25 protein-coding genes are annotated in these 25,739 nt (G+C 31.9%); 2 read left to right on the top strand and 23 right to left on the bottom strand.

Annotated features, from left to right (window positions below; all coding sequences use genetic code 11):
- Positions 1–24: 24 nt before the first annotated feature.
- The 15 genes from LL038_RS11980 to nifH all read right to left on the bottom strand — a co-directional run bounded on the left by LL038_RS11980 (position 25) and on the right by nifH (position 16,408).
- Positions 25–1,245: a hypothetical protein gene (locus LL038_RS11980; RefSeq protein ID WP_216120312.1), complete on the bottom strand. Its 1,221-nt coding sequence runs from the start codon at positions 1,243–1,245 to the stop codon at positions 25–27.
- A gap of 177 nt (positions 1,246–1,422) precedes the next feature.
- Positions 1,423–3,204 (bottom strand): penicillin-binding transpeptidase domain-containing protein, encoded by a 1,782-nt coding sequence (locus LL038_RS11985; protein ID WP_268056064.1) that lies wholly within the window; start codon positions 3,202–3,204, stop codon positions 1,423–1,425.
- A gap of 161 nt (positions 3,205–3,365) precedes the next feature.
- Positions 3,366–3,824, bottom strand: coding sequence for a hypothetical protein (locus LL038_RS11990; protein ID WP_216120310.1), 459 nt, complete (start codon positions 3,822–3,824; stop codon positions 3,366–3,368).
- Between the two features lie 259 nt (positions 3,825–4,083).
- A complete protein-coding gene (locus LL038_RS11995; protein WP_216120308.1) occupies positions 4,084–4,986 on the bottom strand; it encodes a hypothetical protein in 903 nt (300 codons plus the stop codon).
- Positions 4,987–5,015: 29 nt separating this feature from the next.
- Positions 5,016–5,642 (bottom strand): Fe-only nitrogenase accessory protein AnfO, encoded by a 627-nt coding sequence (gene anfO / locus LL038_RS12000; protein WP_216120306.1) that lies wholly within the window; start codon positions 5,640–5,642, stop codon positions 5,016–5,018.
- A gap of 82 nt (positions 5,643–5,724) precedes the next feature.
- Complete coding sequence (locus LL038_RS12005; RefSeq protein WP_216120304.1) at positions 5,725–6,459, bottom strand: homocitrate synthase; 735 nt, start codon at positions 6,457–6,459, stop codon at positions 5,725–5,727.
- The gene (locus LL038_RS12010; RefSeq protein ID WP_216120302.1) at positions 6,452–7,489 is read right to left on the bottom strand and encodes a hypothetical protein; all 1,038 of its coding nucleotides are present in this window, start codon (positions 7,487–7,489) and stop codon (positions 6,452–6,454) included. Before LL038_RS12010 ends, LL038_RS12005 begins: the two co-directional genes overlap by 8 nt.
- A gap of 39 nt (positions 7,490–7,528) precedes the next feature.
- On the bottom strand, positions 7,529–7,837 hold the full coding sequence (locus LL038_RS12015; RefSeq protein WP_216120300.1) for a 2Fe-2S ferredoxin: 309 nt from the start codon (positions 7,835–7,837) through the stop codon (positions 7,529–7,531).
- Positions 7,834–10,452 (bottom strand): nitrogenase cofactor biosynthesis protein NifB, encoded by a 2,619-nt coding sequence (nifB, locus tag LL038_RS12020; protein WP_216120298.1) that lies wholly within the window; start codon positions 10,450–10,452, stop codon positions 7,834–7,836. Before nifB ends, LL038_RS12015 begins: the two co-directional genes overlap by 4 nt.
- A 16-nt stretch (positions 10,453–10,468) precedes the next feature.
- Positions 10,469–11,794 (bottom strand): nitrogenase iron-molybdenum cofactor biosynthesis protein NifE, encoded by a 1,326-nt coding sequence (nifE, locus tag LL038_RS12025; protein WP_216120296.1) that lies wholly within the window; start codon positions 11,792–11,794, stop codon positions 10,469–10,471.
- Between the two features lie 24 nt (positions 11,795–11,818).
- Positions 11,819–13,189, bottom strand: coding sequence for a nitrogenase molybdenum-iron protein subunit beta (gene nifK / locus LL038_RS12030; RefSeq protein ID WP_216120294.1), 1,371 nt, complete (start codon positions 13,187–13,189; stop codon positions 11,819–11,821).
- Complete coding sequence (nifD, locus tag LL038_RS12035; protein ID WP_171295485.1) at positions 13,189–14,787, bottom strand: nitrogenase molybdenum-iron protein alpha chain; 1,599 nt, start codon at positions 14,785–14,787, stop codon at positions 13,189–13,191. Before nifD ends, nifK begins: the two co-directional genes overlap by 1 nt.
- A 23-nt stretch (positions 14,788–14,810) precedes the next feature.
- Positions 14,811–15,194 carry a P-II family nitrogen regulator gene (locus LL038_RS12040; RefSeq protein WP_216120292.1) on the bottom strand — a complete coding sequence of 128 codons (384 nt, stop codon included), beginning with the start codon at positions 15,192–15,194 and terminating at the stop codon, positions 14,811–14,813.
- 14 nt (positions 15,195–15,208) lie between these two features.
- Positions 15,209–15,535, bottom strand: a complete 327-nt coding sequence (locus LL038_RS12045) for a P-II family nitrogen regulator (RefSeq protein ID WP_216120290.1) — start codon at positions 15,533–15,535, stop codon at positions 15,209–15,211.
- A gap of 51 nt (positions 15,536–15,586) precedes the next feature.
- Positions 15,587–16,408, bottom strand: coding sequence for a nitrogenase iron protein (nifH, locus tag LL038_RS12050; protein WP_216120288.1), 822 nt, complete (start codon positions 16,406–16,408; stop codon positions 15,587–15,589).
- Positions 16,409–17,230: 822 nt separating this feature from the next.
- Here nifH and LL038_RS12055 point away from each other — a divergent pair.
- A complete protein-coding gene (locus tag LL038_RS12055; RefSeq protein WP_216120286.1) occupies positions 17,231–17,440 on the top strand; it encodes a TOBE domain-containing protein in 210 nt (69 codons plus the stop codon).
- 109 nt (positions 17,441–17,549) lie between these two features.
- Here LL038_RS12055 and LL038_RS12060 read toward each other — a convergent pair whose 3' ends face one another.
- Positions 17,550–18,536, bottom strand: coding sequence for a substrate-binding domain-containing protein (locus LL038_RS12060; RefSeq protein ID WP_216120284.1), 987 nt, complete (start codon positions 18,534–18,536; stop codon positions 17,550–17,552).
- A 188-nt stretch (positions 18,537–18,724) separates the two neighbouring features.
- Between LL038_RS12060 and LL038_RS12065 the strand changes: the two genes are divergently transcribed.
- The gene (locus tag LL038_RS12065; protein WP_253200202.1) at positions 18,725–20,272 is read left to right on the top strand and encodes a hypothetical protein; all 1,548 of its coding nucleotides are present in this window, start codon (positions 18,725–18,727) and stop codon (positions 20,270–20,272) included.
- 72 nt (positions 20,273–20,344) lie between these two features.
- Here the strand turns inward: LL038_RS12065 and anfO (LL038_RS12070) are convergent, their stop codons facing one another.
- The 7 genes from anfO (LL038_RS12070) to LL038_RS12100 all read right to left on the bottom strand — a co-directional run bounded on the left by anfO (LL038_RS12070) (position 20,345) and on the right by LL038_RS12100 (position 25,698).
- The gene (gene anfO, locus LL038_RS12070; RefSeq protein WP_216120282.1) at positions 20,345–20,977 is read right to left on the bottom strand and encodes a Fe-only nitrogenase accessory protein AnfO; all 633 of its coding nucleotides are present in this window, start codon (positions 20,975–20,977) and stop codon (positions 20,345–20,347) included.
- Positions 20,978–21,003: 26 nt separating this feature from the next.
- Positions 21,004–21,495, bottom strand: coding sequence for a GNAT family N-acetyltransferase (locus tag LL038_RS12075; RefSeq protein ID WP_216120280.1), 492 nt, complete (start codon positions 21,493–21,495; stop codon positions 21,004–21,006).
- Between the two features lie 143 nt (positions 21,496–21,638).
- On the bottom strand, positions 21,639–23,030 hold the full coding sequence (anfK, locus tag LL038_RS12080; protein WP_216120277.1) for a Fe-only nitrogenase subunit beta: 1,392 nt from the start codon (positions 23,028–23,030) through the stop codon (positions 21,639–21,641).
- 15 nt (positions 23,031–23,045) lie between these two features.
- The gene (gene anfG / locus LL038_RS12085) at positions 23,046–23,384 is read right to left on the bottom strand and encodes a Fe-only nitrogenase subunit delta (RefSeq protein WP_309245021.1); all 339 of its coding nucleotides are present in this window, start codon (positions 23,382–23,384) and stop codon (positions 23,046–23,048) included.
- Between the two features lie 22 nt (positions 23,385–23,406).
- Positions 23,407–24,969, bottom strand: coding sequence for a nitrogenase iron-iron protein, alpha chain (gene anfD, locus LL038_RS12090; RefSeq protein ID WP_216120275.1), 1,563 nt, complete (start codon positions 24,967–24,969; stop codon positions 23,407–23,409).
- Between the two features lie 27 nt (positions 24,970–24,996).
- The gene (locus LL038_RS12095; RefSeq protein WP_216106463.1) at positions 24,997–25,368 is read right to left on the bottom strand and encodes a P-II family nitrogen regulator; all 372 of its coding nucleotides are present in this window, start codon (positions 25,366–25,368) and stop codon (positions 24,997–24,999) included.
- 12 nt (positions 25,369–25,380) lie between these two features.
- On the bottom strand, positions 25,381–25,698 hold the full coding sequence (locus LL038_RS12100) for a P-II family nitrogen regulator (RefSeq protein WP_216120273.1): 318 nt from the start codon (positions 25,696–25,698) through the stop codon (positions 25,381–25,383).
- Between the last annotated feature and the right edge of the window lie 41 nt (positions 25,699–25,739).

Consider the following 25,739-nt stretch of genomic DNA (forward strand, 5'->3'; position numbering starts at 1 on the left):
TAAGTCACAAATAGATGCACCTTATTAATTTGTAGGTAATTTTGTGTTAGATAACTTCAATATATCATTATAGTTAAATGAATTAGTTGAATTTGTTTTTGGTAACACAATATCAATGTTTTTATTAATATTAGTTATATCTGTATTAAAATCTATTCCTATAGTATATATACCAGTTTGGTCACTATTACTTGTCACAGCTGTTTTACTAGCTAATTTGTTTATGCTAGGTAAATCAACTACAAATTCAGCATTACCTTTTTCATTTACAACATAACCATCCTTATTAATAGTATATCTAATTGTAATTCCTTTATCACCAAGAATTTTAAGATTATCAATAGATTCTAATGATTTATTCATACTTTTAAGTTGTTGTGGCAATTGAGTTGTTATATCGCCAAATGCCTTATTTATTTCATCCTTGCTAGTTTTATCCTGACCACCAGTTACATCATAAACTGACATCATAGCTTTCATATAATCCTGAGTAAAACTCATAGCATCCTTGCTCTCTGAAAGGTTATTCAAAGTATAATGCATTAAATCCTTAAATGATTTATCATTTAACTTTACTTCATAAGTATCTGTAGCTTGAATTACGTTATCTTGCAAGAAACTTTGACTTCCCATATAGGTAACATACTTTGTAGTTGGATTAAATTGTTTAGCATATTTAACTATAAAATCAGTTAATTTAGGTTGGAATTCTTTGCTAAAAGCCATAAGTTTTTTATAATCAGTCTTAGGCATACCTGGTGTACTTGTCATATTCGCTAAATCCATTGCCATGTATTCTTTACCTTTTAACTCAGTTGGAAGCTGCGATGAAAGCAATTGAGGAATTTTATACAACTCATTAATCACAGGTTTTTCTCCAGTTACATCTGTATCAACCCAAATGCTCATGTTTATAGGGTCTGGAGATTGAACTAATTGTAATGATATATCGCTTTGCATTTTTGAAATTGTTCTATCTGCATTCTGATTGGTTTTAGTTACCATAGAGATTTTAGTTCCATTTATAGATGGCAACACAGTATCCATCATTTGCTTCTCTTTTATCGACATATTAGTGCCTGAAACCTTAAGTGAAATATCAGTTTTACTCTGCATAGAGTTTATTGTTTGTGACTTTGTAAATGTCTTCACAAGTGCAAAACCATCAGTTGAACACCCAGCGAATAGTGAAGTCGTCATAATTAAACCAACACCCAGAGCTAACATTTTCTTAGTTTTTATCATTGTTATTTCCCCCTTTAATATTAAATATATTGACATTCTTTATTATGCTTTATTTATAAACCATATAAATAGAGCCAATCCTATTACAATTTTTATGCCACTATATATGTATATTACCATTATGAAGTAAAAATGTAAATATTCAATATATTTAAATAAAATAAATTTAGAGGAGTATTATTTTTTTGTACTACTCACATTACTAGGAGCCATATTGATTATTGGAAATAATTCTAAAAATAACTTACGCGCCGCAGGTACTGCCGTTTGCGCAGCATAATAATTCGAAGCGTTTGGTTCCTCTATAGTAATTACTAAACTCACTTTTGGGTCGCTGGCAGGTGCCATACCAGCAAATGAGGATACATATTTACCAGTGTTATAACCTCCGTCGATACTGTTAACTTTATTTGCAGTTCCAGTTTTACCTGCTATATGATAACCGTCAATATATGTTCCAACCGCTGTTCCTTCTTTAACTACCCTTTCCAAATACGTTCTTAGCTGAGCTGCTTTTTCTTTGCTCATTATTGTTTTCTCATTTAGATTACTAAATTGCTTCTCTATAACCTTTTTTCCATTTTCAATATGAGATATGTCTTTCATAACATGTGGTGTTATCCATGTTCCCCCGTTTGCCACTGCGTTAAACGCTGCAATATATTGTATTTGGGTAACTGCAACACCTTGTCCATATGCCATTGTAGCAAGATCAATCGGTGTTATATTATTTAAGTCTTTTACAATCCCTGTACCCTCGCCCGGCATATCAACATTCGTTTTCTGTCCAAAGCCAGCAAGCTCTATAAATTTATAAAAGTTGGCCTTTCCTATCATCTGCCCTAGTTTAACAAACCCAACATTATCTGAATTCTTAATTATATCCGAGAAAGTCTCAATTCCATAATTTTCTTTATTATCGCTATATAATAATTTATTTCCAACCTTAATGCTACCATTACTTATAAATCGATCCTTATCTGTTACAGCATTATTTTGAAGCGCTGCAGCTGATGTTATAACCTTGAAAATTGATCCCGGTTCAAATGCACTGCTAATGGCTCTATTCTTCCAAATTTCCTGTGTTTCTTTGCTTGTCTTACCTTCTACATATGGAATATTTAAATTATAATCTGGTGCATTAGCCATTGCCATAATCTCACCATTCTTTGGGTTCATAATTGTTATACTTACAGATTTTGCACCATTTTTAGCTAATGTTTCTTTTGCAACTTTCTGTGCTAACTCTTGAACTCGTTCATCAATAGTTAATGTTAAATCCTTTCCGTTTACTGGTTGAACTGTCACTGCTTCCGTATAAGGTAATTCATTACTATCCCTATCCGTTTCAACTACCTTAACTCCAGGAACACCTGCTAATTCATTATTGTAACTTAATTCAACTCCATTGACTCCATTTCCATCTAAATTGGTATGCCCCATTACATGTGATAAAAAGTTATCGTTTGGGTATGTCCTCTCCACATCTTTTGAAATTATTATTCCGCTATATTTTAGAGCCTTAATTTTATCCACAACTTTTTTTTCTACCTTTCTTTTAAGTGATACAAATTGTAATGGATTCCCTTTGCTATCTTTGTCATCTAATATCTCCTTAATTTTGTTCTTATCAATATTTAGTATTTTCGACAATTGAAGATCCGCTTGTTCCTCTGGTATTTTTTTGTCTACTAAATATTTTTTTAATACATTCAAATCAACATCTAGTCTATAAATATTCATACTTAATGCCAATTCTTGACCATTTCTATCTAGAATCGCTCCTCTTATAGGAGGTACCGCTATATTTTTTGTCTGCTGCTGTAATGCCAAAGATTTATACTTCGACCCGTTAACGGCCATTAAATAAACCATTCTGCCAACAAGAGCACTAAATACCAAAGAAAATAATAAAGCTACAATTAAAATTCTTTTACCTCGTTCCCGTTTTCCTTTCACTCTACTCACCAACCTATTCTATATTTTAAGACTATATTTCATAATATAAATGTTTTATTAATTGTATCATAAACAATTAAAATAGTTCCTAATTCACGCAAAAAAATATAAGAAATCACTACTAGAGTAATTCCTTATATTAATATTTTTATATAATTTTTTTATAAATTAATTACTCCTTTTAAGACTGGCTTATTTTCATTTATTGGATTAAATTCTATTACATCTGGTATTTTCCAGTTTTTTGTTCCATTGTTAAATTTCCTTGGTAATAAATAATGAACTACCCTATGTTCTTTTTTCCGATTATCTTTTATCTCTTCTTCAAACATAGCTTTTACTTCGTTCATGTGGCAGCTATTTATCCTAATTTGTTTAAAATCAAGTTCACTTATAATTTGCAAAAATCTATCTACTTCACTTTGAAAAACTTTTGCAAAAAAAGCATTTTGCTTATCTCCATCACAAATTAATACAGGATTAAGTTGACTTTCATTAATAATAGCTTTCAGTTTAAATACATTTTTTTTGCTCCTCCCTATAAAATAACCATAATTAATATAATTAGGGTCATTGCTTTCTGGGAAAATCACATTATATAACAATTGTTCTTCATTCATTTTAATCCTCACCTTTCTAATATATTATTAGATAAATAAAACTAAAATTTATAAAACTGCTTTTATAAAATATCTGTTTGAAAATGTATTTGATACTATTATTATAGCAGTTGATTGTAAAGAATATGTTATTTATTTGTTTAGAATTAGTTAATTATTAAATTATCTTATGCAATACTTTCTATAAGTCTACATCAACATTAATAAAATAGGAAGGTTAATTTCATATATTTGTGTTTTAGATTAGAATTTATCTTTGCTAAAAGAATTTTCTAACAAACTTATCAACGCAGAAAGTGTTACTTTCGATATTGTACTCTGTTTCATTAATTTTTACTTTGCCCAGATAAAATTCAATCCTTAGAGGCACCACATCCATAATTGTATCATTAAAGTTATTTGTTCTTAGTCCTGGCTCGTAAATATGTGAGCTACCAAAAGCATCTTTAATAGTTATTTTATCTAATGATGTATACAATGATTTAATAGTTCCATTTTCTTTAAAATTCAAAGAATTTGTATCAGCATTAAGTCCAATAGCATCAAAATCAAATGCATGAAGCTCTCCAATAACAGTCTTTATTAAAGTTTGCCTTCTAGGTTCACAAGACTTAATAGCACCATTGGGATATAGTGAGAATCCAATACGAGTCTCTATCATCCCATAAGGTGATAAAATATTAATAAAATCCTTTGGCCATAAAGTTAGGCTCTTTACACCTCCAGATTCATAAAAATTAATGCCAATAATTTTTTTCTTAAACTTTCCAAACTCAAAATGAAAATCTAATTCCTCGGAAAGTTCATATTCATTTTCCTCGGTCCAATAGCCAGTTATCTTACCATTTAAAGGGAATATACGCTTAATTTGTCCATTTTCATGAAATACAGCAAGTTCTGCTGATAGTTTTCCAACACTTGTAACTATATTCGTTCCACTTTGAAAAGAAATACTTTGTAAATTTCCATTTTTATAAAAGGATAAAGATCTTTTATACTTACGTCTTACTTCTACTTCATCATATTGAGGAACCAAAATTCCATAACTCGTGTTAATTTCGCAATATTCGCTTAATTTACATTCCTTTATTATTCCGTCAGTATAAAATTCAATACTACTTATCCCTTTGAGCATACCATATTTAGTCATAAATTCCTTCATATTATCGCCTCCGAAATAAAATATTTATACTATTCCTTGCAAATATCAGGATAAACCATTACTTTAATTTCACTTTGACTAATATGAGTCGTTTCCATTTTTAAATTCAACTTTTCAAATTCAGAATGGAACCAGGGTGGTATATGACCACAAATTATCTCTAATTGATAAAAAACTGTAGTAGTCAAAAATGGTATCAATATACTCTTTGAAGTAAGGCTTTCATTATTTTTCTGAATTTTCTTTAGATTTACATAATAATATCCATCCTTAACCTTTTGTATAATAGGTTTCAAATTTTCTAATTTTTCGAGCTTTATTATATTCGCCTCGACCATTTCTTTTTCAAATACAAATTCTAATAACTCCATCGGGGTACCTTCTATTTCCCAAGTGTTAAATCCCATTCCATCAAGAATATTGTAGGTCATCCCTTTTATTTCTCTACCAACAAAAACTTTGCAATTACCTAATTCTTCTGCCATGTTTATAATATTTCCTCTAATTTCTCTTATCCCAGCTATATTATCTATTCTAAAGATAATCTCTTTAGTTATTCTCCATGTACCCTTACTTCCATCGTAAACTTTAATTATACCTGGTTGAACTATAGATTGTGTTTTACCAGAAGCATCTAGAAATACTGCTATCTCCATTTAATTTTCTATTTATCAAATCGATATTTTCTTATTTATCTGATAAATTTTCCTCCTTATTTTAATAAAATATAGTACACATTTATATTGAATTATTATTTTTATCTAAGGCATTTATCAACTTAACATAATCACAATTTCCTGCCCTTTCTCCTATTCCTCCAAATGTAGAATCTACAAATTCTGCTCCAGCCATAACTGCAGAAACAGAATTTGCGACAGCCATACCAAAATCGTTGTGTGCATGAAATTCAATAGAAATATCAACGTTTTGTTTAATTTGTTTGATTTGTTTATATATTTTATCTGGATACAGTATTCCAACAGTATCTGCATATCTAACACGCTGTACGCCAAGTTCTTTAGCTTCCCTTATAACATTCATTAAAAACTCAGTGGAAGTCCTTGAAGCATCCTCAAGCCCAACCACAACCTCGTAGCCCTTTTCTTTAGCATAATAAACGCTCCGCTTCATTTCATTAATAACCCAGACTCTATCTCTCCCAAGTTTCCATTTTATTTGTATATCAGATATAGGAACTGATATATGCACAATATCTACCCTACAATCAATAGAATGCTTTATATCGTTTATATTCATCCTATTCCATGCAGACACCTTACTTTTTAACCCTAGACCCATTAATTGTTCAATGCTTTTTTTTTCATCTCCACCCATGGCAGGAGTGCCAGCTTCTATTTGATATACATCTTTCGAATCTATAATTTTAGCAAATTCAATCTTGTCATCAAACCCTAGCTCAACGCCTGCCATTTGTTCACCATCTCTTAATGTAGTATCAACTATTTTATACATAACGTAACCTCTTAATTCCTTTACATATTTCTATAAAATCCTCATCTGAAAGTTCCATTTTATTTTTTATGCTTTTACTTTTAATACTCTCCAAAATCTCCAAAATTTCTGTTTCTATAAATTTATTTTCTATATTAAGCTCTTTTAATTTAGCATGGATTGAATTTTTACCTGAGTGCTTACCTAAAGCAAGTTTACGCTTCATTCCAACAATTTCAGGTTTAAAAGGTTCGTATGTTATTGGATTTTTTTCAATGCCAGCCACATGTACTCCAGATTCATATTTAAATATATCCTTACCAATTACGGGCTTATTGTTAGGTACTTTACTATAAGTTGTTTTTTCGTATTGTAACCTCATTACGCTAAGAACTCTAATGTCTTCATTTACTTCCTCACCCAAAATAACTTTTGTAGAAACTAATATTTCCTCCAGTGGTGTTGTGCCATAAGTCCCATCACGTCCACAAAAAGCTGTGGTTATATAATCTATTCCTTTAATAATAGCCTGAAAACATGCTGCTGTTGCCATAGAAAATTTATCACTAGCATAAATATTAGTTTTCATATTATAATTTCCTTGTATATAATCGTAAGTTGACCAGTTACTCTCTCCTTTAAATCTTAAGCAAAAAAATTTATCTATATTTTTATTAATCTTATTCATGAAATTGCTTTTATAAGAATTAATATCTATTTCTAATATAATTTTAAAGTTATAATTTTCTTCAATACATTTAATATTAAAAAACTCTAAGTCCTCTTCTTTAACTAAAATATATTCTATACCATTTCTTTTACATATTTCCAATTGACTAATTTTATCAATTCTAAAAATAAAAACCTCTGATGTTATCAGAGGTCTTACAATATTAAAAGTCCTCTCATCAACCTCAAAGAAATCTACCCCTATTCTTCTTAAGTTCATCGTGAACTCATGTACTTCATTTTCATTAAATCTCTTTTTCGTTATGTTCATTAATGTCCTATCAATAATATAAGTTTCTTTTCCATTTATAATTATAGACATTAATAACACTCCTCTCGTATAAAATAATTTAATTCTTTATCATATTTCTAGTCTTTTTACCACATCTCCATTTATCAAATGTGACTGCACAATTTCATCCACATCGTCTGGTGTTACTTTTCCATACCAGGTGCCTTCTGGATATACAATAACTATTGGCCCCTCATTACATAATCCAAGGCATCCTGTATTAGTTACCATTACTTTATCACTAATATCATTTTCCTCAATAGCTTCTATAAAATTTGTTACAATTTCAGTGGAATCATTGGAATGACAATATCCCTTTTGAGTTCCATTTATTCTAGAACTCGTACAGACAAAAACGTGAAATTCTGGTTTTATCATGACACTGCCTCCCCTACTATTTTTCTGATTCCATTTCTAATTTCATCACATAATAGATATACTGCTATATTTTTCTTTTCTAATTTTTGTTTAGGTATATCTCCAATTCTAAGAGCAAGAACGCCAGAACAGTCATCAATTGTTTTTATTATATAGTCTATCTTATCTTCATGACTATCATCACAATCCTCTACACCTGTACAAAACTTAGGAATCTTTCTTTTTTCAATAAATGTAGCATCTCCATTTACGAAATCGTATATATAAAACTCCTGCGCATGTCCAAAATGCTGATCCACATTAAGCCCTGATTTAGATGCCACTGCAAATCTAATAGGTTTAACTTCATCCGTAGCAGAAGATTTTATCACTCCTGCTGTTTGCGATATATCATTTCCAAGAGTTCCTACTGCATCTGCTCTACACTGCTTACAATGATACATTTGTTTAAGATCTATTTCGCACTTCTTTCTCATAGCGAGTAATTCTTCATTATTTACTGTTTTAATGTCTTCAAAAACACTCCCTGGTGCATTTATCATAGGCATAATATTTGTCATAAATGCTCCACATTCTTTAACCTTTTTAACAGTATCCGCAATTCCAATATCATTCACACCTTTTACATAAACGATGTTTACCTTACAAACAAGACCTTTCGACGTAAGATATCTAAGACCTGAGAGCTGATTTTGAAGTAATATAGTTGCTCCCTCAATCCCTGTATATTTCACCCCAAGATAATTAATCTCCTTATAAAGCTTAACTCCAATCTTTGGATCTACTGTGTTTATAGTAATAGTAATATGTGAAACACCAAGTTCTAATATTTCATTTGCATAAAAAGGTAACATTAATCCATTAGTAGATAAACAAAATGTTATATCAGGACTTTCTTTCTTTATTAATTGTATGGATTCTTTAACTACATCAAAATTTGCTAATGCGTCTCCAGGACCTGCTATCCCAACAACTGTAAGATTTTTAAGTTTACCTTTAAATTCTTTGAATCTTTCCAGGGCCTCTATTGGAGATAATATCGAGCTTGTAACTCCAGGTCTACTCTCATTTACACAATCAAATTTACGACTACAATAATTACAACTTATATTACAATTTGGAGCTACTGGAATGTGTATCCTTGCATTGTCATGTGCGCAGCCATTAAAACATGGGTGACTTTTTGTTTTTTCCTCCATACTAATTATCTTTTTAACTTGCGACTGAGCATGGGCCTTATCTTCATCTTTTCCATTTTCATAATATTTATCATACATATCTCGCCTATAGCCCCTTTCTTTTCTTTCTAATATAGAATTAGTGATTTCATCTAAAAATCTTAGTGAACCATAATATCCCACATTAACTGCCCTTTGAGCACCAACTCTATCATGAATTGGGAATCCGATTCTTATTAATTTGATTCCTAACTTTTTCTCGATCCGTCTTCCATTGGAATCACCAATTAATAAATTCGCCTTAAGCTCTTTTGCATGTTTTTCAATAATTTCAAAATCAGTATCATCAATAATAACAGGTTGATTATCAAGTTCCTTTGTAAGTTCTTTTAATTTACCTTTTAAAATTTTATTTTTAGAACCAGTAGCTATAAGTAGTGGTGTTATTCCATTTTCAACACATAATGATGTAACTGCATACACAATTTCCGGTTCTCCAAAAATAATAGCTCGTCCTTCCCCATTATATTTGTGTGAATCAATTATTCCATCAAGGTAACGACTCCGCTGCTTTTCTAATACCTTAGGCACTGGCTTTCCACTGATTTGTGATATTAAATTAATAAATACATCCGTTGCTTTTAACCCTATTGGAATTGCACATTTAAATAGTGGCACTCCAAAAGTTTTAAATAAATAATCTCCAGCAGTAGATCCAATTTCAGCACTACAATCCATCTCTATAGTTGCGGCAGCTCCTCCCATTAAAGCTATATCATGAAGGCTAGTACCACCCTCTGGAACTTTATTATATTTTTTATTGTAACCTGCATCCAATGTTTCTGATACATCTGGTAATATTGTGTATTCTACCTTAAAGAGATCTAAAATACTTTTTAATAACCTTATGTCTCCCGGATTTATATTTGCAGCAATTATATTGATTTTTTTGGTTTTTATATCACCCATGCTTAAATATTCGACGAGTCTTCTAAGTGTTTTATAATAGCCTTCAGCTTGGGTACCAGAATATGCAGGTGTTGATATTGGAATAATCTTAATATCACTAGTTTCAGGATTCTCTTCCCCAAATTCTATAATTATACGTCCAATATCCTCTCCAATAGTTTCTGCAAGGCAAGTTGTTAGAACGCCAATAATTTTGGGATTATATAATTTAATTATATTTTTCAGTCCTAATTTTAAGTTTTTTGCACCACCATAAATTGTTCCATCTTCAGTAAGTGAAGACGATGCAATATCAATTGGTTCATTATAATGAGTTGCCATGTGACGCCTAATATATGTGCTACACCCTTGAGATCCATGAAGAATTACCATACTTTCTTCAATTCCTTTAAGTGCCATCACACCACCAAGTGGCATGCACATCTTACAAGGATTAATACTCAAATTCACTGAATTTTTATTTTCCATATTAACACCTCCCATTTTATATAAGTTTCCAAACTGGACTATTTATTGTTAAATCTACTTCCTTTGCAAAGTTAACAGCTCCTTCAAAGCCTGCTAATGCATGTTTTCTTTCATGATTATGATCACAAAATGCAATTCCAAGTTTATAAGCAAGCGGTCTTTCTTTAACTCCTCCAACTAAAATATCTGCATTTTTCTCAAGTATAAATCTTTCAAGTTCTGCTGGATTGGTATCATCTAAAATTACCGTTCCCTCATTAGTTATTTCTTTTATAATATCGTAGTCCTCCTCTTTACCTGTTTGAGTTCCTACCATAACAGTTTCCATTCCAAGTTCTCTAAATTGTTTAATAAGTGAAATAGCTTTAAATCCACCACCTACATATATAGCCACCTTCTTGCCTATTAGTCTCCTTTTGTAATAAGCTAATATTTCTTCAATTTGTTTCTCTTCAGTTTCAATTAGTTCTTTTGTTCTCTTTATAATATCTTTGTCCTTACTTAACTGCGCTACATTTGTTAAAGATGCTTTAATATCCGCAAGCCCTAAAAAACTAACATTAATATATGGTATTCCAAATTTTTCAGTCATTTGATTTGCAAGGTAATGCATAGATCCTGCACACTGTACTATATTTAGACTAGCTGTTGGTGCCTTTTTAATCTCATCAGTTGTGCTATCACCCGTGATTCTTGCAACTACTTTAACACCCATTCTTTTAAAATAATTCTTTATAATCCACATTTCTCCAGCTAAATTAAAATCACCTAAAATATTTATTCCTGAAACCTTTGGTTCATTATTTTCACCCATAAGATTTAATATTGCATTGCAAGCAGCTCTATATCCTACTGCTTTATTTCCTGAAAACCCAGGTGCCTTAACTGGAATAACTCGAATATTATATTTGCTTTCTGCCATTCTACAGACTGCATCAATATCATCACCAATTACACCCACAATACAAGTTGAATATACAAATATTACTTTAGAGGAATGTGCTACTACTATCTCATCGATAGCAGCAGCAAGTTTTTTCTCTCCCCCAAATATAACATCTTTTTCTCTTATATCCGTGGAGTAACTATTTCTGTAATTTTCAGAATCACTAGTTAGACTTCCTCTTATATCCCAAGTGTACGCAGCACATCCAATAGGTCCATGAACCAAATGAAACGCATCTGTTATCGGATTTAATACAACTCTTGCACCAGCGTACACACAAGCCCTTTGACTTACAGAGCCAGATACGCTATTACCATCGCACTTCATCTTTTTTCCTTTGTTTTTAGAGTTATAACAAACTGAGTCTTCTCTTTCTTTAAGTAATTCTGTTTTCATATAATCACCTCCACGAATATTAAGTTACATTACTAATTCAAAATCTTCTTCAGGGCAAGTTCTATCTATCTTATCTAATATTACATTTGACATCATTTCAATTAATCTAATAGCACCCCTATATCCAACTATTGGGAAATACTGATGTGCATATCTATCAAGTATTGGGAAACCAACTCTTACAAATGGAACATCTTCTGCTCTTGCAATAAATTTACCATGAGTATTGCCCATTAACAAATCTACTGGCTCATTTTTCATCCATTGGTGAAGTTCAAATAAATCAGCTGCAGCCTTAACTGTAGATCCCTCTATACCATTTGCAGCAAGCATACCATTAACCTCTTTTACAAAAGTCTCTCCTGGCGTTCCTGTAATTACATACTTTGGAATAGCACCTAAACTTATTACAAATTCAGCTAAGCTTGTAACTATGTCTGGATCTCCATAAATAGCTACTTTTTTACCATTAAAATAAGCTTGACTATCTAACATTAAATCAACTAGTTGTCCTCTTTCTTCTTCTATAGATTTTGGAACATCTTTATTTGAGAATAGAGCTAGTTCTGTAATCAATCTATCTGTAGCTTCAATTCCAATAGGAGTAGCTAAAGTTTTCATTGGAACTTTACATTTTTTCTCTAGTTCTATACCAGCAGCCTCGGCAGAATATGAACCAAGCGCTATTGATAGCTTTGAATTTCCAGCATCAATTATTTCATCAACTGTTGTTCCACCAAGTGGGTACATTTCAAAAGTACCTGTCATAGGTGCATCTAAAACCCCACTTGTATCTGGGAAAAGAATATTGTCAATTCCCATAACACTAAGAATTCTTTTTAATTCTCTCATATCACCTGGATCTACAAATCCGGGTAAAAGATTAACTTTTCCATTTTCTTTGCCGCTATTAACAGATAGATAAGTAACAAAAGCTTTTACCATATTCGAGAATCCAGTTATATGTGAACCTACATAACTTGGAGTACTAGCATGAATTACATGTTTACCCTCTGGAATATCGCCCTCAGCTTGAAAAATCATTGTTTTACAATCATCACCGATAGTCTCTGATAAACATGTAGTATGAACCGCAATTATATCTGGTTTATAAAGCTCAAATATATTTTTTATAGCAGTTTTTAAATTTGCTCCTCCACCAAAAACTGATGCTCCTTCCGTAAATGCACTAGTTGATGCCATTATTGGCTCCTTGAAATGCCTTGTAAGTTGCATCCTATGAAAAGCACAACATCCTTGGGACCCATGACTATGAGGTAAACATGCATGAACACCAAGTGCTGCATACATAGCCCCAATAGGTTGACAAGTTTTTGCAGGATTAATTCTTAAAGCTTTTCTTTCAACGACATCTTTCGTAGTTAAATCTAACATTACTCATCACCTCCAATAACTTTTCCTTCTAATAATGGTTCTACTTTCCACGGTGGGGTAACATATCTCCAAGCAGGAGTGTGTACTCCTGAGGTAAGTTCTCTTGCAAAAACTACTGCTCCTCTAAATCCAGCATATGGTCCTGAATAATCATAGGAATGTAATTGCTTAGATGTTACTCCCATTTTCTGCACTACATACTTATCTTTAATACCTGAGAAAAACATGTCAGGTTTTAAATGTTTAATTAATTGCTCTGTTTCAAAATGGTTTAAATCATCAATTATTACAGCATCTTTATTCATATCTTTTATAAGTCCGTCATATTTAGCGAGTGGTATTTCCTTTTTGAGTTTTTCATATCTCTGCGGAGATATAATAGTTCTATATTTCTCTTCATCCTTTTGAACTGTTAAGTGCTCAATGTTCTTACTATCTGCATCAAGTTTTATATCAGGAATAACTTGTCGACCCTCATAATCATCTCTGTGGGCAAATTCATAACCTGAAACTACAGTTTCAATTCCTAAGTCATGAAGAAGAGTTTGATAATGATGAGACCTTGAACCTCCAACATATAAAAATGCTGTTTTACCTTCAAGTCTTGTTTTATAATATTGCATTTGTCCTTCTATTGCAGCAATTTCCTCTGCAATTACCTTTTCTGTTTTTTCTATAAGATCTTTATCATCAAAATAAAGTGCTACATTTCTTAAGGTTTCAGTAATTCCACTAACACCTATAAAATTAACTTTTATCCAAGGTATTCCATATTTTGTCTCCATCATCTCAGCTATATAATTTATAGATCTATGACATTGAACTAAATTAACATCGGCTGTATGAGCATTTTTTATGTCCTCATAACTGCCATCACCGGTCATTACACATACTACCTCATAACCTATTTTTTTAAATACTCTTTCAACTTCCCAACCATCTCCGCCAATATTATACTCGCCTAACAAATTTATCGAATGTTTTTTAGTAGGAACTTTAGTTCCTGTACCAATTACACTTCTCATTAAATTATTGTTTGCAATATGATGTCCAGCTGACTGGCTTACACCTTTGTATCCTTCACAATTAAAAGCTAAAACCTGAATTCCATAAAGCTTTTCAGCTTCAGCAGCTACTGCATTTATATCATCACCAATTAGTCCTACTGGGCATGTAGCTGAAATTGTTATTGCGGTCGGATGGAATATCTCTACAGCTTCTTTTATTGCTTGTCTTAATTTCTTTTCACCACCAAATATAATATCGCTTTCTTGCATATCTGTTGAAAAACAATATTCTATATAGTTTTGACCTCCTGGTTCAGTTTTCGCCTTATTTCTCCTTGTACCCCAAGTATAATAAGAGCAACCGATAGGTCCATGAACTATATGAACCATATCCTTTATTGGCCCAAGTATAACTCCCTTACAGCCTGCATAACAACATCCTCTGCTTGTTATCATCCCTGGAATCGTTCTAGTATTCGCTGTAATTGTTAATAAATCATCCTCCGCTTTTTTAATAACTATATGTTGTTTTCTGTTTTTAAATGTTTTTGCAGGATATTTTTCCAGCACTTTATCCATAAATTCTTTCATATACTTCACCTCGCTTTATTTAATTAAATAGCTTCTATTCCAGTTTTCCCAGTTCTTACTGTAACCACATCATTTATCGTAGCTACAAATATTTTTCCATTTCCTGGATTTCCGTTTTGATTTACTTCTATAATAGTTTTCACTGTATTTTCTACATCTTTATCCTCTACAACTAGTATTATCATTCTCTTTGGCATTAATCTGTGCATCTCAGATAATTGCTCAGCAATTATTGGTGGAAGTCCTTCATCCTCACTAAATGCATTTTGAAATAATTCATAAGCTATTTTTTTCTTTCCTCTTCCCATAACCTTTATTGCAGTCATAGAAGGAACTGCTATTTTAAGAAGAGCTTCTTTAGTTTTGTTAACCATATCCATTCGAATGATAGCTGTTATTTCCTTCATATTATTGGCCCTCCTTATAATCCGGAATTTCCAGAACTTATAGTATATACTTCGTCTACATTACTTACGAAAATCTTTCCATCACCAAAAGCACCTTTTTCTCCTGTTTTTGAACTTCTAATTATAATCTTTATAACATCATCTTTATCATTATCGCTAACTACTAGCATTAACATTTCTTTTGGAATTTCGTCATAATATACATCTCCGACCTTGACTCCTCTTTGCTTACCACGTCCAACTACACCTATCTTTGTAACTGCTGGGAAACCAGCATCACATAACTCGGAGAGAACAATACCTACTTTTTCTGGTCTAATTACTGCTTTAATCATTATCATCGTTTAATTCCCCCTATCTATATTGTTATATAATGAATTTGATATACTTAATTAGATATCCATTAACCCATGTTCCATTAATATAGCTTCTAATCTTTCTTGCGACATTGGTTTTGGAATAACAAACATTTTATTTTCATCAATTGCTTTAGCAAGTGCTCTATATTCTGCCGCCTGTCCTGCTTCTGGATCAAATTCTATTACAGTTTGTTTGTGTATTTCAGCTCTTTGAACCATGTTGTCTCTTGGCACAAAATATATTAATTGACTTCCAAGTTCTTCTGCAAATGCTTTTAATAAATCTATTTCTTTATCAACATTTCTACTGTTGCAAATTATTCCACCAAGTCTTATTCCTGAACTGTTAGCATATTTAAGTACGCCCTTTGCAATATTGTTTGCTGCATATAATGCCATCATTTCACCACTTGCAACTATATATATTTCTTGAGCTTTTCCTTCTCTCATTGGCATTGCAAATCCACCACAGACAACATCACCTAAAACATCATAAAATACATAATCTAAATCATCAGTATATGCACCGAGGCTTTCTAACATATTGATTGCAGTAATAATTCCTCTTCCTGCGCAACCTACACCGGGCTCTGGACCACCTGATTCAACACATCTTATATTTCTATAACCAGGCTTTAATATTGAGTCAAGATCTACCTCCTCGCCTTCTTCTCTTAATGTATCAAGAACACTTTTCTGTGCAAGACCACCAAGAAGAAGTCTAGTTGAATCTGCTTTTGGATCACAACCAACCACCATGATTTGTTTTCCCATTTCTGCAAGACCTGCTGTTAGATTTTGAGTTGTGGTAGATTTTCCAATACCACCTTTTCCATAAATTGCTACTTGTCTCATATTAACTCCTCCTCATATATATAATTCTTTACAACATATTTATTTGAAGTAAAGTATTTACCAAATTAAAAATGATTTTTTTTAATATTTAAAAGTCATTTCGTTTAAAAATAGGTTTAATATATTTATGACTTTTATAAAATAAAAATGACTATTTTATAAAGTTATAATTTATTTTATTTCAGAATTTTAAACATTGTGTTTTTCGAGAAATTTATTATTATTTAATCCAATTCTGAAAATTGCGAACATTTAGCACGTAAAATCATTTATATTAATGTTATTATAGATAAAAAGCTTGTATTTCTTTATGTTTTATACTAAATTGATATCTTTTCAAATCTTATCCTAATCATAATATTTACTTTAAGTTATTTTAATATTGATTTTAAATTAAAAAATTATATTTGAATTTTGAAACAAATGAATTTTGTTTATATTTTTATACTCATTTTACTTGTTTTTAATTACTTATTTTTATTTATATTACTGTCTTTTTGATATATAGTCAAGCCTTTTTTGCAAGTTTTGCATAAGTTTTCTTGTAAATCCACCATTTTTTATCTTGATATCGTTACCATATGAATTAATCGAATTTGCAAACGTTACCATATTTTTCTTCTGTAATCTGATTTTATTTAACTAACTTCATGTCATTTCTGAAATTAAATCCCTTTTGCAACTTTTCTTCACTTAATAACTATATCTATTATGAATTCTCAATAAAAAGGTTGACTATTTTAGAATTTAATGGAATAATATCAATTAATAATTGTACAGTATCCATTAACTACAATTTAATTTTGGGAGGTATAAATAATTATGGCATTAAGCGCAAGAAATCAATTAAAAGGAAAAGTTGTATCTATTAACGAGGGGGCTGTCACTGCATACGTTGTTGTTGATATTGGCGGTGGTAATCTTGTTACTTCTTCTATATCAATAGCCGCAGTACATGATTTAGATTTAAAAGTTGGTTCAAACGTAACTTCAGTTATAAAAGCTTCTTCTGTAATGTTAATGACAGAGTAAAATGTCTTAACTGTTTTTATTATAGAATAAAAGGGATATAGGTATTAGTTTTACTAATACCTATATCCCTTTTAGTATTCTATGTTTAATTACTTTACAAATACAATAATTATGGTTGTTCTACTATTTTTCCAGTATCAGTCAAATCATACCCACCTATTCCTCGCAGTTCTTCCTTAAATTCCTTTGAATTAATAATTTCAAGTATTGCTTGAAATGGTGGTTTGTTTATATCATCTTTCTTAATTATTAAATCATATCTTTCCTTTTGCATAGGTACAAATTGAATATTTTCAACCTGTTGAGCAGCCTTTTCATTACCTACTGCTACATCGGCATCACCCCTAGCAACAGTACTAGCAACGGCTAAATGTGACAACGCTTCGCTTTCATACCCATTAATTGACTGCCATGGTATGCCAAGTTTACACAATTTTTCATCTATTAGAACTCGTACTCCACAACCTCTTTCTCTATTAATCATTAAAACATCAGATCTAGTTAAATCCTTCCACGTAGTTATGCTTTTAGGATTACCTTTAGCAACATAGAAACCTTGCATACGGCATACTAAATGAATAATAATACAAGGTACTCCCGGAAGTATTCTACGTACATAAGGGATATTGTAAACTCCAGTATCACAATCCCATAGATGTGCTGTAGCAATATTTATATTGCCTCTATATAATTCAACTAAGCCATTGTAACTTCCTATATAACGTCTAAGCGCCTGAAGTCCATTAGGATGTTGTTCTAAATGCCGAGTTAAAACATCCAAAAGAATATCTTGACCACAAATTATAAAATCACTTTTATAACTTGAACCAGGCAAATCTTTTTTGGTATTTAGTGAAGTTATAATTGGATTATTGATTTTTTCCACATTAATTTGTTCAACATTAATTGATGAAGTTTTAATATTAGTTCTACTTTTATTCTTGTACTTTTCAATATCAATTTCATCTATTCGTACCTTTCTACCTACTCTATAAGAAGAAAGTTCTCCCCTTTTTATTAATTCATATACTGTATTTTTAGAAATATTTAAAACTTGTGCAACTTCCTGAGTTGTTAATCCTGAGTTTGCTTCCATAATAAACAATTCTCCCTTCGACTTTCCAAAATAATTACTATATTATTGATTTATCTTAATATTAGCATTATAATATTTCTATATACAGTCTCATTATGTTTAACACAATTCATCTTAATTATATACCAAATAGTGCAATTAATAAAGCTATAGAAAAAATTTAAAATTGTAAAGGAGGCATTCTATAATTGGAGTTAATTAAAGATAATTCAAATTCAGTAAATTTAAACATCGGAAGTTTTTCAAGAATGATAGGTCAAACTTGGAATGTCCCTGAAAATGTTCTTGAAAATTACATATTAGCAAACGTAAGCATATCAATGATTAGAAATCCTAACATGAAAAAAGATATTAACAAATTATATCTTCTTGATAAAATTAAATATTATGAAGTTGTTAAAAATTCTTCCTGTGCAAAACATATTATTATGACACAAGGTACACTTGAGCAAGAAATTGAAGGAAGAAAAGCACTTGGTATTCTTTTAATTGCGGAGAATGATTATAACTTAAGAAGCACTATAATTAAATTGCTTAGAAAACACTATTCAGTAGTCTTTAATGCAGTTAAAAAGCATGATAAAAGAGAGCTAACTAAAAGATATCATCTAATGGATGAAGTTACAATGAAAACAGAAGCAAGACTTGAAGCAGCAATATACTTTTATTTTGGTATATATCGCAATGCAAACGAAGTTGATCAAGGGTTTTTTAAGTCAATTATTAATGATATAAAAACGTTTGAGTTTTGCGACCCCATGACAAGAGACATAACTAAGGAATTAGAAGTACATAAAAACGAGCTTCAAGAGATCAAATCATTACTCAAAAGGGAGTATGGTAAAATAAATAGTTTTAAAGATATTTTAAACAGCAATGTAAATATTATTGAAGAATCAGGTGGAATTCTTGAGAATATTTTCATTATTAATAAACTCGATGTTAATCATCTCTTCTCAGACTCGAACTTTTTAAATATTGATGAAATATTATTATCCTATATTAAAATGGGATATACTTCTTTGGACTCTAAAGTGATACTTCAAGTTCTTGTAAATGGTATTTTCATAAAATCATTAATTAATGAATATAAAAAATCTAAGAACCTATATTTTGAAAATAATCAAGAAACATTGCTTATTAAAATAAACTCTTTAGAAAACAATTTAAATATTGTTAATCTTACAAATACAGGTATGTCAAATAAGTTAACTATTTTTAAGAACCAAAATACAAAATTTGAAGAAACTCTAAATAGTCAGATAAATAAATTAAATAAAACACATAATTCTGAAGTTGTGGAAATGCAAAATAGAATCACTGATCTTGAAAACCAGTTATTAGCTGAGAAAAGATTTAAAGCTGAATTAAACAGTTTACGAGAATATGTTTTCAAAATAAATAATGATTATATCCCGCTTGCACAAACAAAGTCATTATCAGATTACATATCAAATATTAATATTATTATCATAGGTGGTGCTAAAGACTGGAGAAGAAAATTCAGAGAAAAATATCCAGAGCTTAGAACCTTACACGGCTTTAGTGAAAATTTTGATACTAGTGTTTTAGTCAATTGCGATTATGTGTTTTTCTATCCCGGCTTTATGAATCACGCAACCTATTACAAAGCCATGAGTTTTATAAGAACTAATCAGCTTAAATTTGGATATATAGGAAAAACAAATATAGACTTGGTAGAACTAGAAATAATTGATGAATTAGATAAAATATGATGAATATAAAAAAAGATACGACTATTATAAAACGGTCGCCAATAAATTATAGGCGACCGTTTATTTTTTTACTTATAAAGTAGTACTAATATTATGAGAATAAACCTTTACCCTCATTGTTCCATCGTTTATTTTTTCTATGTCTGAACTTAAATTTAGTTTACTAAACTCACCACCAAACCATAGTGGAACATGTGTACAAATTATTTCAAGTTTCTTAAACTCAGTATTATTAATGAAAGGCAAAAGTAATTGTTTAGATGTTAATTTTTCATTATCTTCCATTTCTGCTTGTATATCAATAAAATAATACCCCTCCTTCCCATTTATCGAAGGTCTTGGTATAATCTCAGCTCTCTGTTTTTTAAGTTTTCTCTCTTCCTCACCTTTTAATACAAGTTCTAAGAAACCCTCAGGCGTGCCTTCTACCTTCAAAATGTTAAAACCCATGTTATCAAGTATAGTATATGGAAGCCCTTTAACATCACCCGCTACAAAGACCTTACATTCGCCGAGAGCATCAGCCATATTTTTAACATTATCACGAATTGTTTCCGTGCTCATTAAATCGTTAATTTCAAAAATGATTTCCTTTATTACTTTCCACTCTGATTTTTCCTTTAAATACAGCTTAGTTACCCCACTTTGATTAAAAGAGATTGTTTTACCATTTTCACCAAGAAACACTGCAATTTTCATGCCCATAATTTTACCCCCTATAATTTTTATATTTACTCACTGTTTCCAGCGGTTGGAGTGATTCCATCAAGAGGCATAGTATACCTTACAAATCCATCCGCCCGGCAAAATTTATCATAAACAGATCTAGCTGTTGTATTCCCTATGCGAGTCATCCAATAAACTCTAGTCCAATTGTTTTCCAAACCTATGTTAATAAGTCTCTGTATCATAAGTTTCGAGGCGCCTCTTCCTCTTTTCTTTGGTATAACAAACAAATCATCCATGAGGCAAGCAAGCCCCTCACTCCAAGTATATTCGTGAAGTACATAATTAGCAAAACCTATAATTTCACTATTATCAACAGCAATAAGTGCGCATATGGAACTTGATGTATTAATTATTCGTGCCCAGGTTGATTCAGTAATATTTTCAGGCACAATAACTCCATAAAATGAATTGTAATCTGCCCACATCGCCTTCCAAGCTATTTCGTCATTGTAATTTGCTGGTCTAATTTCAATCCCCTTAACTATGCTTTCCATTTGTAAATCACCTCTTTATAAAATTAATAATTAGGACACCTCGAGAAATCATTCTCGAAGTGTCCTTTGGTTTCGTTAAACTATAACTTGTAATGACCTTTATATTATAAAATCATTTAAAAATATAATTCATTAAATATGTCTTACCATACATTCAATACCCATTCCTTATTCTTCTTATACTCCATATCAGTAAATATCGTGTTGGCCATCTGTTCTCCTAGCCACATTGCACCTGCATAACCAACCACAGGATAACGATACATTCCTGCACGATCATAAGTCGGAAAACCCACTCGTAGCATTGGGATATTGTTGTCAACAGCGATGTACCTACCTTTAGAATGTCCCAAAATAAGATCAAGTTCAAGCCCCTCGTTCTTGATTCTGTTTTCAAGTTCCCAAAAATCCGCATTGGTAATTATCTCCATATCATAATCTACATTTTCTTGAAGCGCCTTAATTCGTGGATCTTTCTTATACTCCTTATTGTCATCACCAAGTAAAAGCAGTACCGGTTTCATTTCTAAATCAAGACAAAATTCAGCAAGACCGATAACTAGGTCTGGATTTCCGTATATCGCTACCTTCTTACCCGCTAAAAACATATGAGTAATATCACTAAGTGCATCAATTGCAATTCCACGTTCAGCAACTAAAGACTTAGGAATTGACTTACCAGTCATTTTCTTTACATTTTGCAAAAATGTGTCCGTATTCCTTATTCCAATAGGAGTAGGTCCAAGAATCATTGGAACCCCAAATTCATTTTGAAGATATTCAGCTGCTTTTCCACCCTCATACCTATTAAGAGCAATAGTTCCAATTGCATTTGCGGTTCCAGTTAAATCTGCAATTGTAGTATTTCCATGGGAAGTAGCGTTTCCATCTGGCATTAACGGAGAATCAAACGTTTCAATTTCAAAAAGTACAGTTGCATCTACTTCCATTTCTGACAAGAGATGCTTAAGTGCTGTAACATCTCCCGGATTTACCCATCCAGTAATAAGATTTAATTTTTCATTAGACACATCTTCTTTTTTGGCAAAAGCTTTTACAAACTCCTCCACTGCCACATCGTATCCACTTATCATACTTCCCTTAAAACTCGGTGTATGCATTGGGACAAGATGAACTTCTCTCCCAGCATATTTTTCTTTTAAAAGTCCTTTATTTAATTTCGTAATAACACCATCTATATCATCACCAATAATCTCTGTTGAACATGTTGTAATGATTGGTATGACTTTCACATGTGGATACCTCATCAAAAGAACATCCACTGCTTCTTCAACACGATTTAGTGCACCAAATACCGCACCATCCTCATGTAGTGATGAAGATGCAATCTCAAAGCTTTCCTTGAAATGTTGTGAAAACAGAAGCCTAACAAACATAACGCATCCTTGTCCTCCATGAACTATTCCGATACAATCTTTTACTCCTATGCTGGCATACTGAGCTCCACAGGGCTGGCATGTAAATATTGGGTTGATAATGCCAGCACGTTCCTTTTGTTTTAATTCACAAGACATAATATCACCCCTTATTTAATATAGTTTGTCATTAATTTCTGTATTACGCGACGCTGTAATGGTTAAATAATCAACACGATCCTTAAATCCCTGCATGAGTATCTTAATCTTAGGTTTTTCCATTGTAACAATCCATGGAAATAATCGTTTATAGTTATCTGAAAGAAGTTGAGCCTCGACCCAATAACATCTATCCGCAGGTGTTCCCACATCCACAGGCTCATCACACAACAACTGAGTAGCTTTTTCAATTATATTCTCATTTTGATTCTTTCTATCCCAAGCCCGGGAATTAAACTGCCATAGACAATTTTTCATTATATAATCCACAAGTTGTTCTATTTTATCTTCCACAATTTCTCCTCCTTTACTCAGTTTACTTCGCTATAGCCGGTTTTACCGGGTAACTTGGATATACCTTATTACGAAGTGGTGTGATAATATCGTACTCACCGCTATATTCCCTGAGGTACTGTGAAGCTTTTACCTCCTCACTTAAATCCACTGATGATATCATATTTGGTGTCATAAATGCTGCATCCATAGGTGTTTCATCTTTACTTATATCTATTAAAGCAAGCTGATGAATTGGTGAATATATCGCATTATACATATCACGTGCAAGCCTTACCCATCCCTCAAATCCCTTATATGGACCGTTATGATAAGCATGTACATTAATGTATGGAACTCTAATTTTTTTAGCAACCTCACCTGGTCGTTTTCCAGTTAAAACTATATCTGGTTTTAATGTAAGCATCGCTTCCATGCACTCTAGTTCATTTGGATCATCAATTGCCATAGCGCTTTCTCCACATCTAGCAATACCTTTTTCAAAATCTCCCTGATGACCGAATTTTGAATACACTGAGACAACCTCCATTCCCATTTCTGTATGAAGTATATTTGCCCAATGCCAAAGTTTAGATCCGCCCGGCCATAAACATACTTTCTTTCCTCTAAGGCGTTCTTTATACCAATCAAGTTCTGGCTTCCATCTGGCAGTTTGTTCATCAATAATTACTTGAGCTCTATCTTCAATCCCAAAGAATAAACCAATCTTTTTTAGTGTTGTGGTCATTGGTTCAAATCCAAACCCATCAATATCAAGCCTTGGAGTTCCATATCTTTTCCTTAGTTCATTACATATATACTCAGCGGACCTTGCACACTCAAGTACATTTAAATGCGCCTTATCCATAGCTCTAAGGTCATCATAAGATCCATTACCAGTAAAAGTTGAAAGAACCTGAATACCCATTCTCTTAAAATAATCAACCATAACTTCTTGATCACCTTGAATGTTATACTCTCCTACATAATTAATGACATAATCACTGGTTATTTTAGGCTCAAATGTTCCAACCTTCTGATCTATCCATGCTATATTAATTTTGTGATGTCCTGCTGATTGACTAGGCCCAGCAAATCCTGGAGAATTACAAACAAATATATCAACATCGGGCATCTCATCCATTACTTCTTTAGCAATAGCATCTATATCGTCTCCTATAAGTGCTGTAGAGCAAGTAGAGTAGAGAGTCATCCTTTTTATCTTAGGAAATGCCTTAAATGCCTCAATAATATTATTTTTCAGTAGCTTTTCAGCTCCAAATACAATATTCTTTTCTTTTACATCTGTGGCAAAAGTATATTTAATTTGAAAGTTATCATTATCGCTTAAATAACGTTTAGTTTGCCAAGTATCATAAGTACATCCAATTGGTCCATGACTCATATGCAGAACATCCTTCATTGGTGTACCGATAACATGTTTAGCTCCGCAGTATGCACATCCACGTTCCGAAAGCGACCCTGGAATTGTGTTGAGATATCCCAAAGGAAGGCATGACGTCAAATCCTCGCCTTTTCCTTTTATAACTACATGTTTTTCTCTTTCAGGAATACATTCACTACATTTAAACAAATGATTTGGCATATTTCATTCCTCCTTGTTGTTTTTATATCAAAGAACAGCTTTATCGCCTTCTTCGTTTGTACTTATCCGTACGCCATTATCCACCGGACAAACGAATATCTTCCCGTCCCCTATCTGTCCCGTATTGTTTGCCTCAATGATTGTTTGGATCACAATTTCTACATCAGCATCACTAACTACTATTGACAAAAGTCGTTTGGGTATATACTGCATGCCTCCTTGCTTGCCCTTAGCTATTTCATTTGGTCTAATATCACAACTAAGTTCGCCAGCAATACCTCTCTGATTACCACGCCCAAGGACTGAATTTGCAGTTAGCCCTACGAACCCAAGCTTTTCAAGAGCATCTTTAGTTTGTCCCACTTTCTTTGGACGGATGATTGTAAATATTTCTTTCATATTTGCACCCCCTTATAATCCTTTGACGCCAGTTCGCACCGTATAGGCATCTTCCACAGGAACTATAAATATTTTTCCATCTCCATAATTTCCTGTGTATGATTTATATTTAATAAGTTTAATAACTTCTTCTACATCCTCATCTTCTACAACTAGCATAATCATAATTTTAGGAAGCTCATCATAATGCGTTTCTCCAATTGTTATCCCTTTTTGTTTCCCACGACCAAATACATTAATTTTTGTTAATGAAACAAATCCAGCTTCTGAAAGGCCATCAGCAACACCATCAAAGGCTTCAGGACGTATTATAGCTCTTATCATTTTCATATTAATTCCTCCTATATTTACGAAAATAAACACGGACATTT

Origin of the sequence: Clostridium estertheticum, assembly GCF_026650985.1 — a bacterium.
In the GTDB taxonomy this organism is placed as follows: Bacteria; Bacillota; Clostridia; order Clostridiales; family Clostridiaceae; genus Clostridium_AD; species Clostridium_AD estertheticum_C.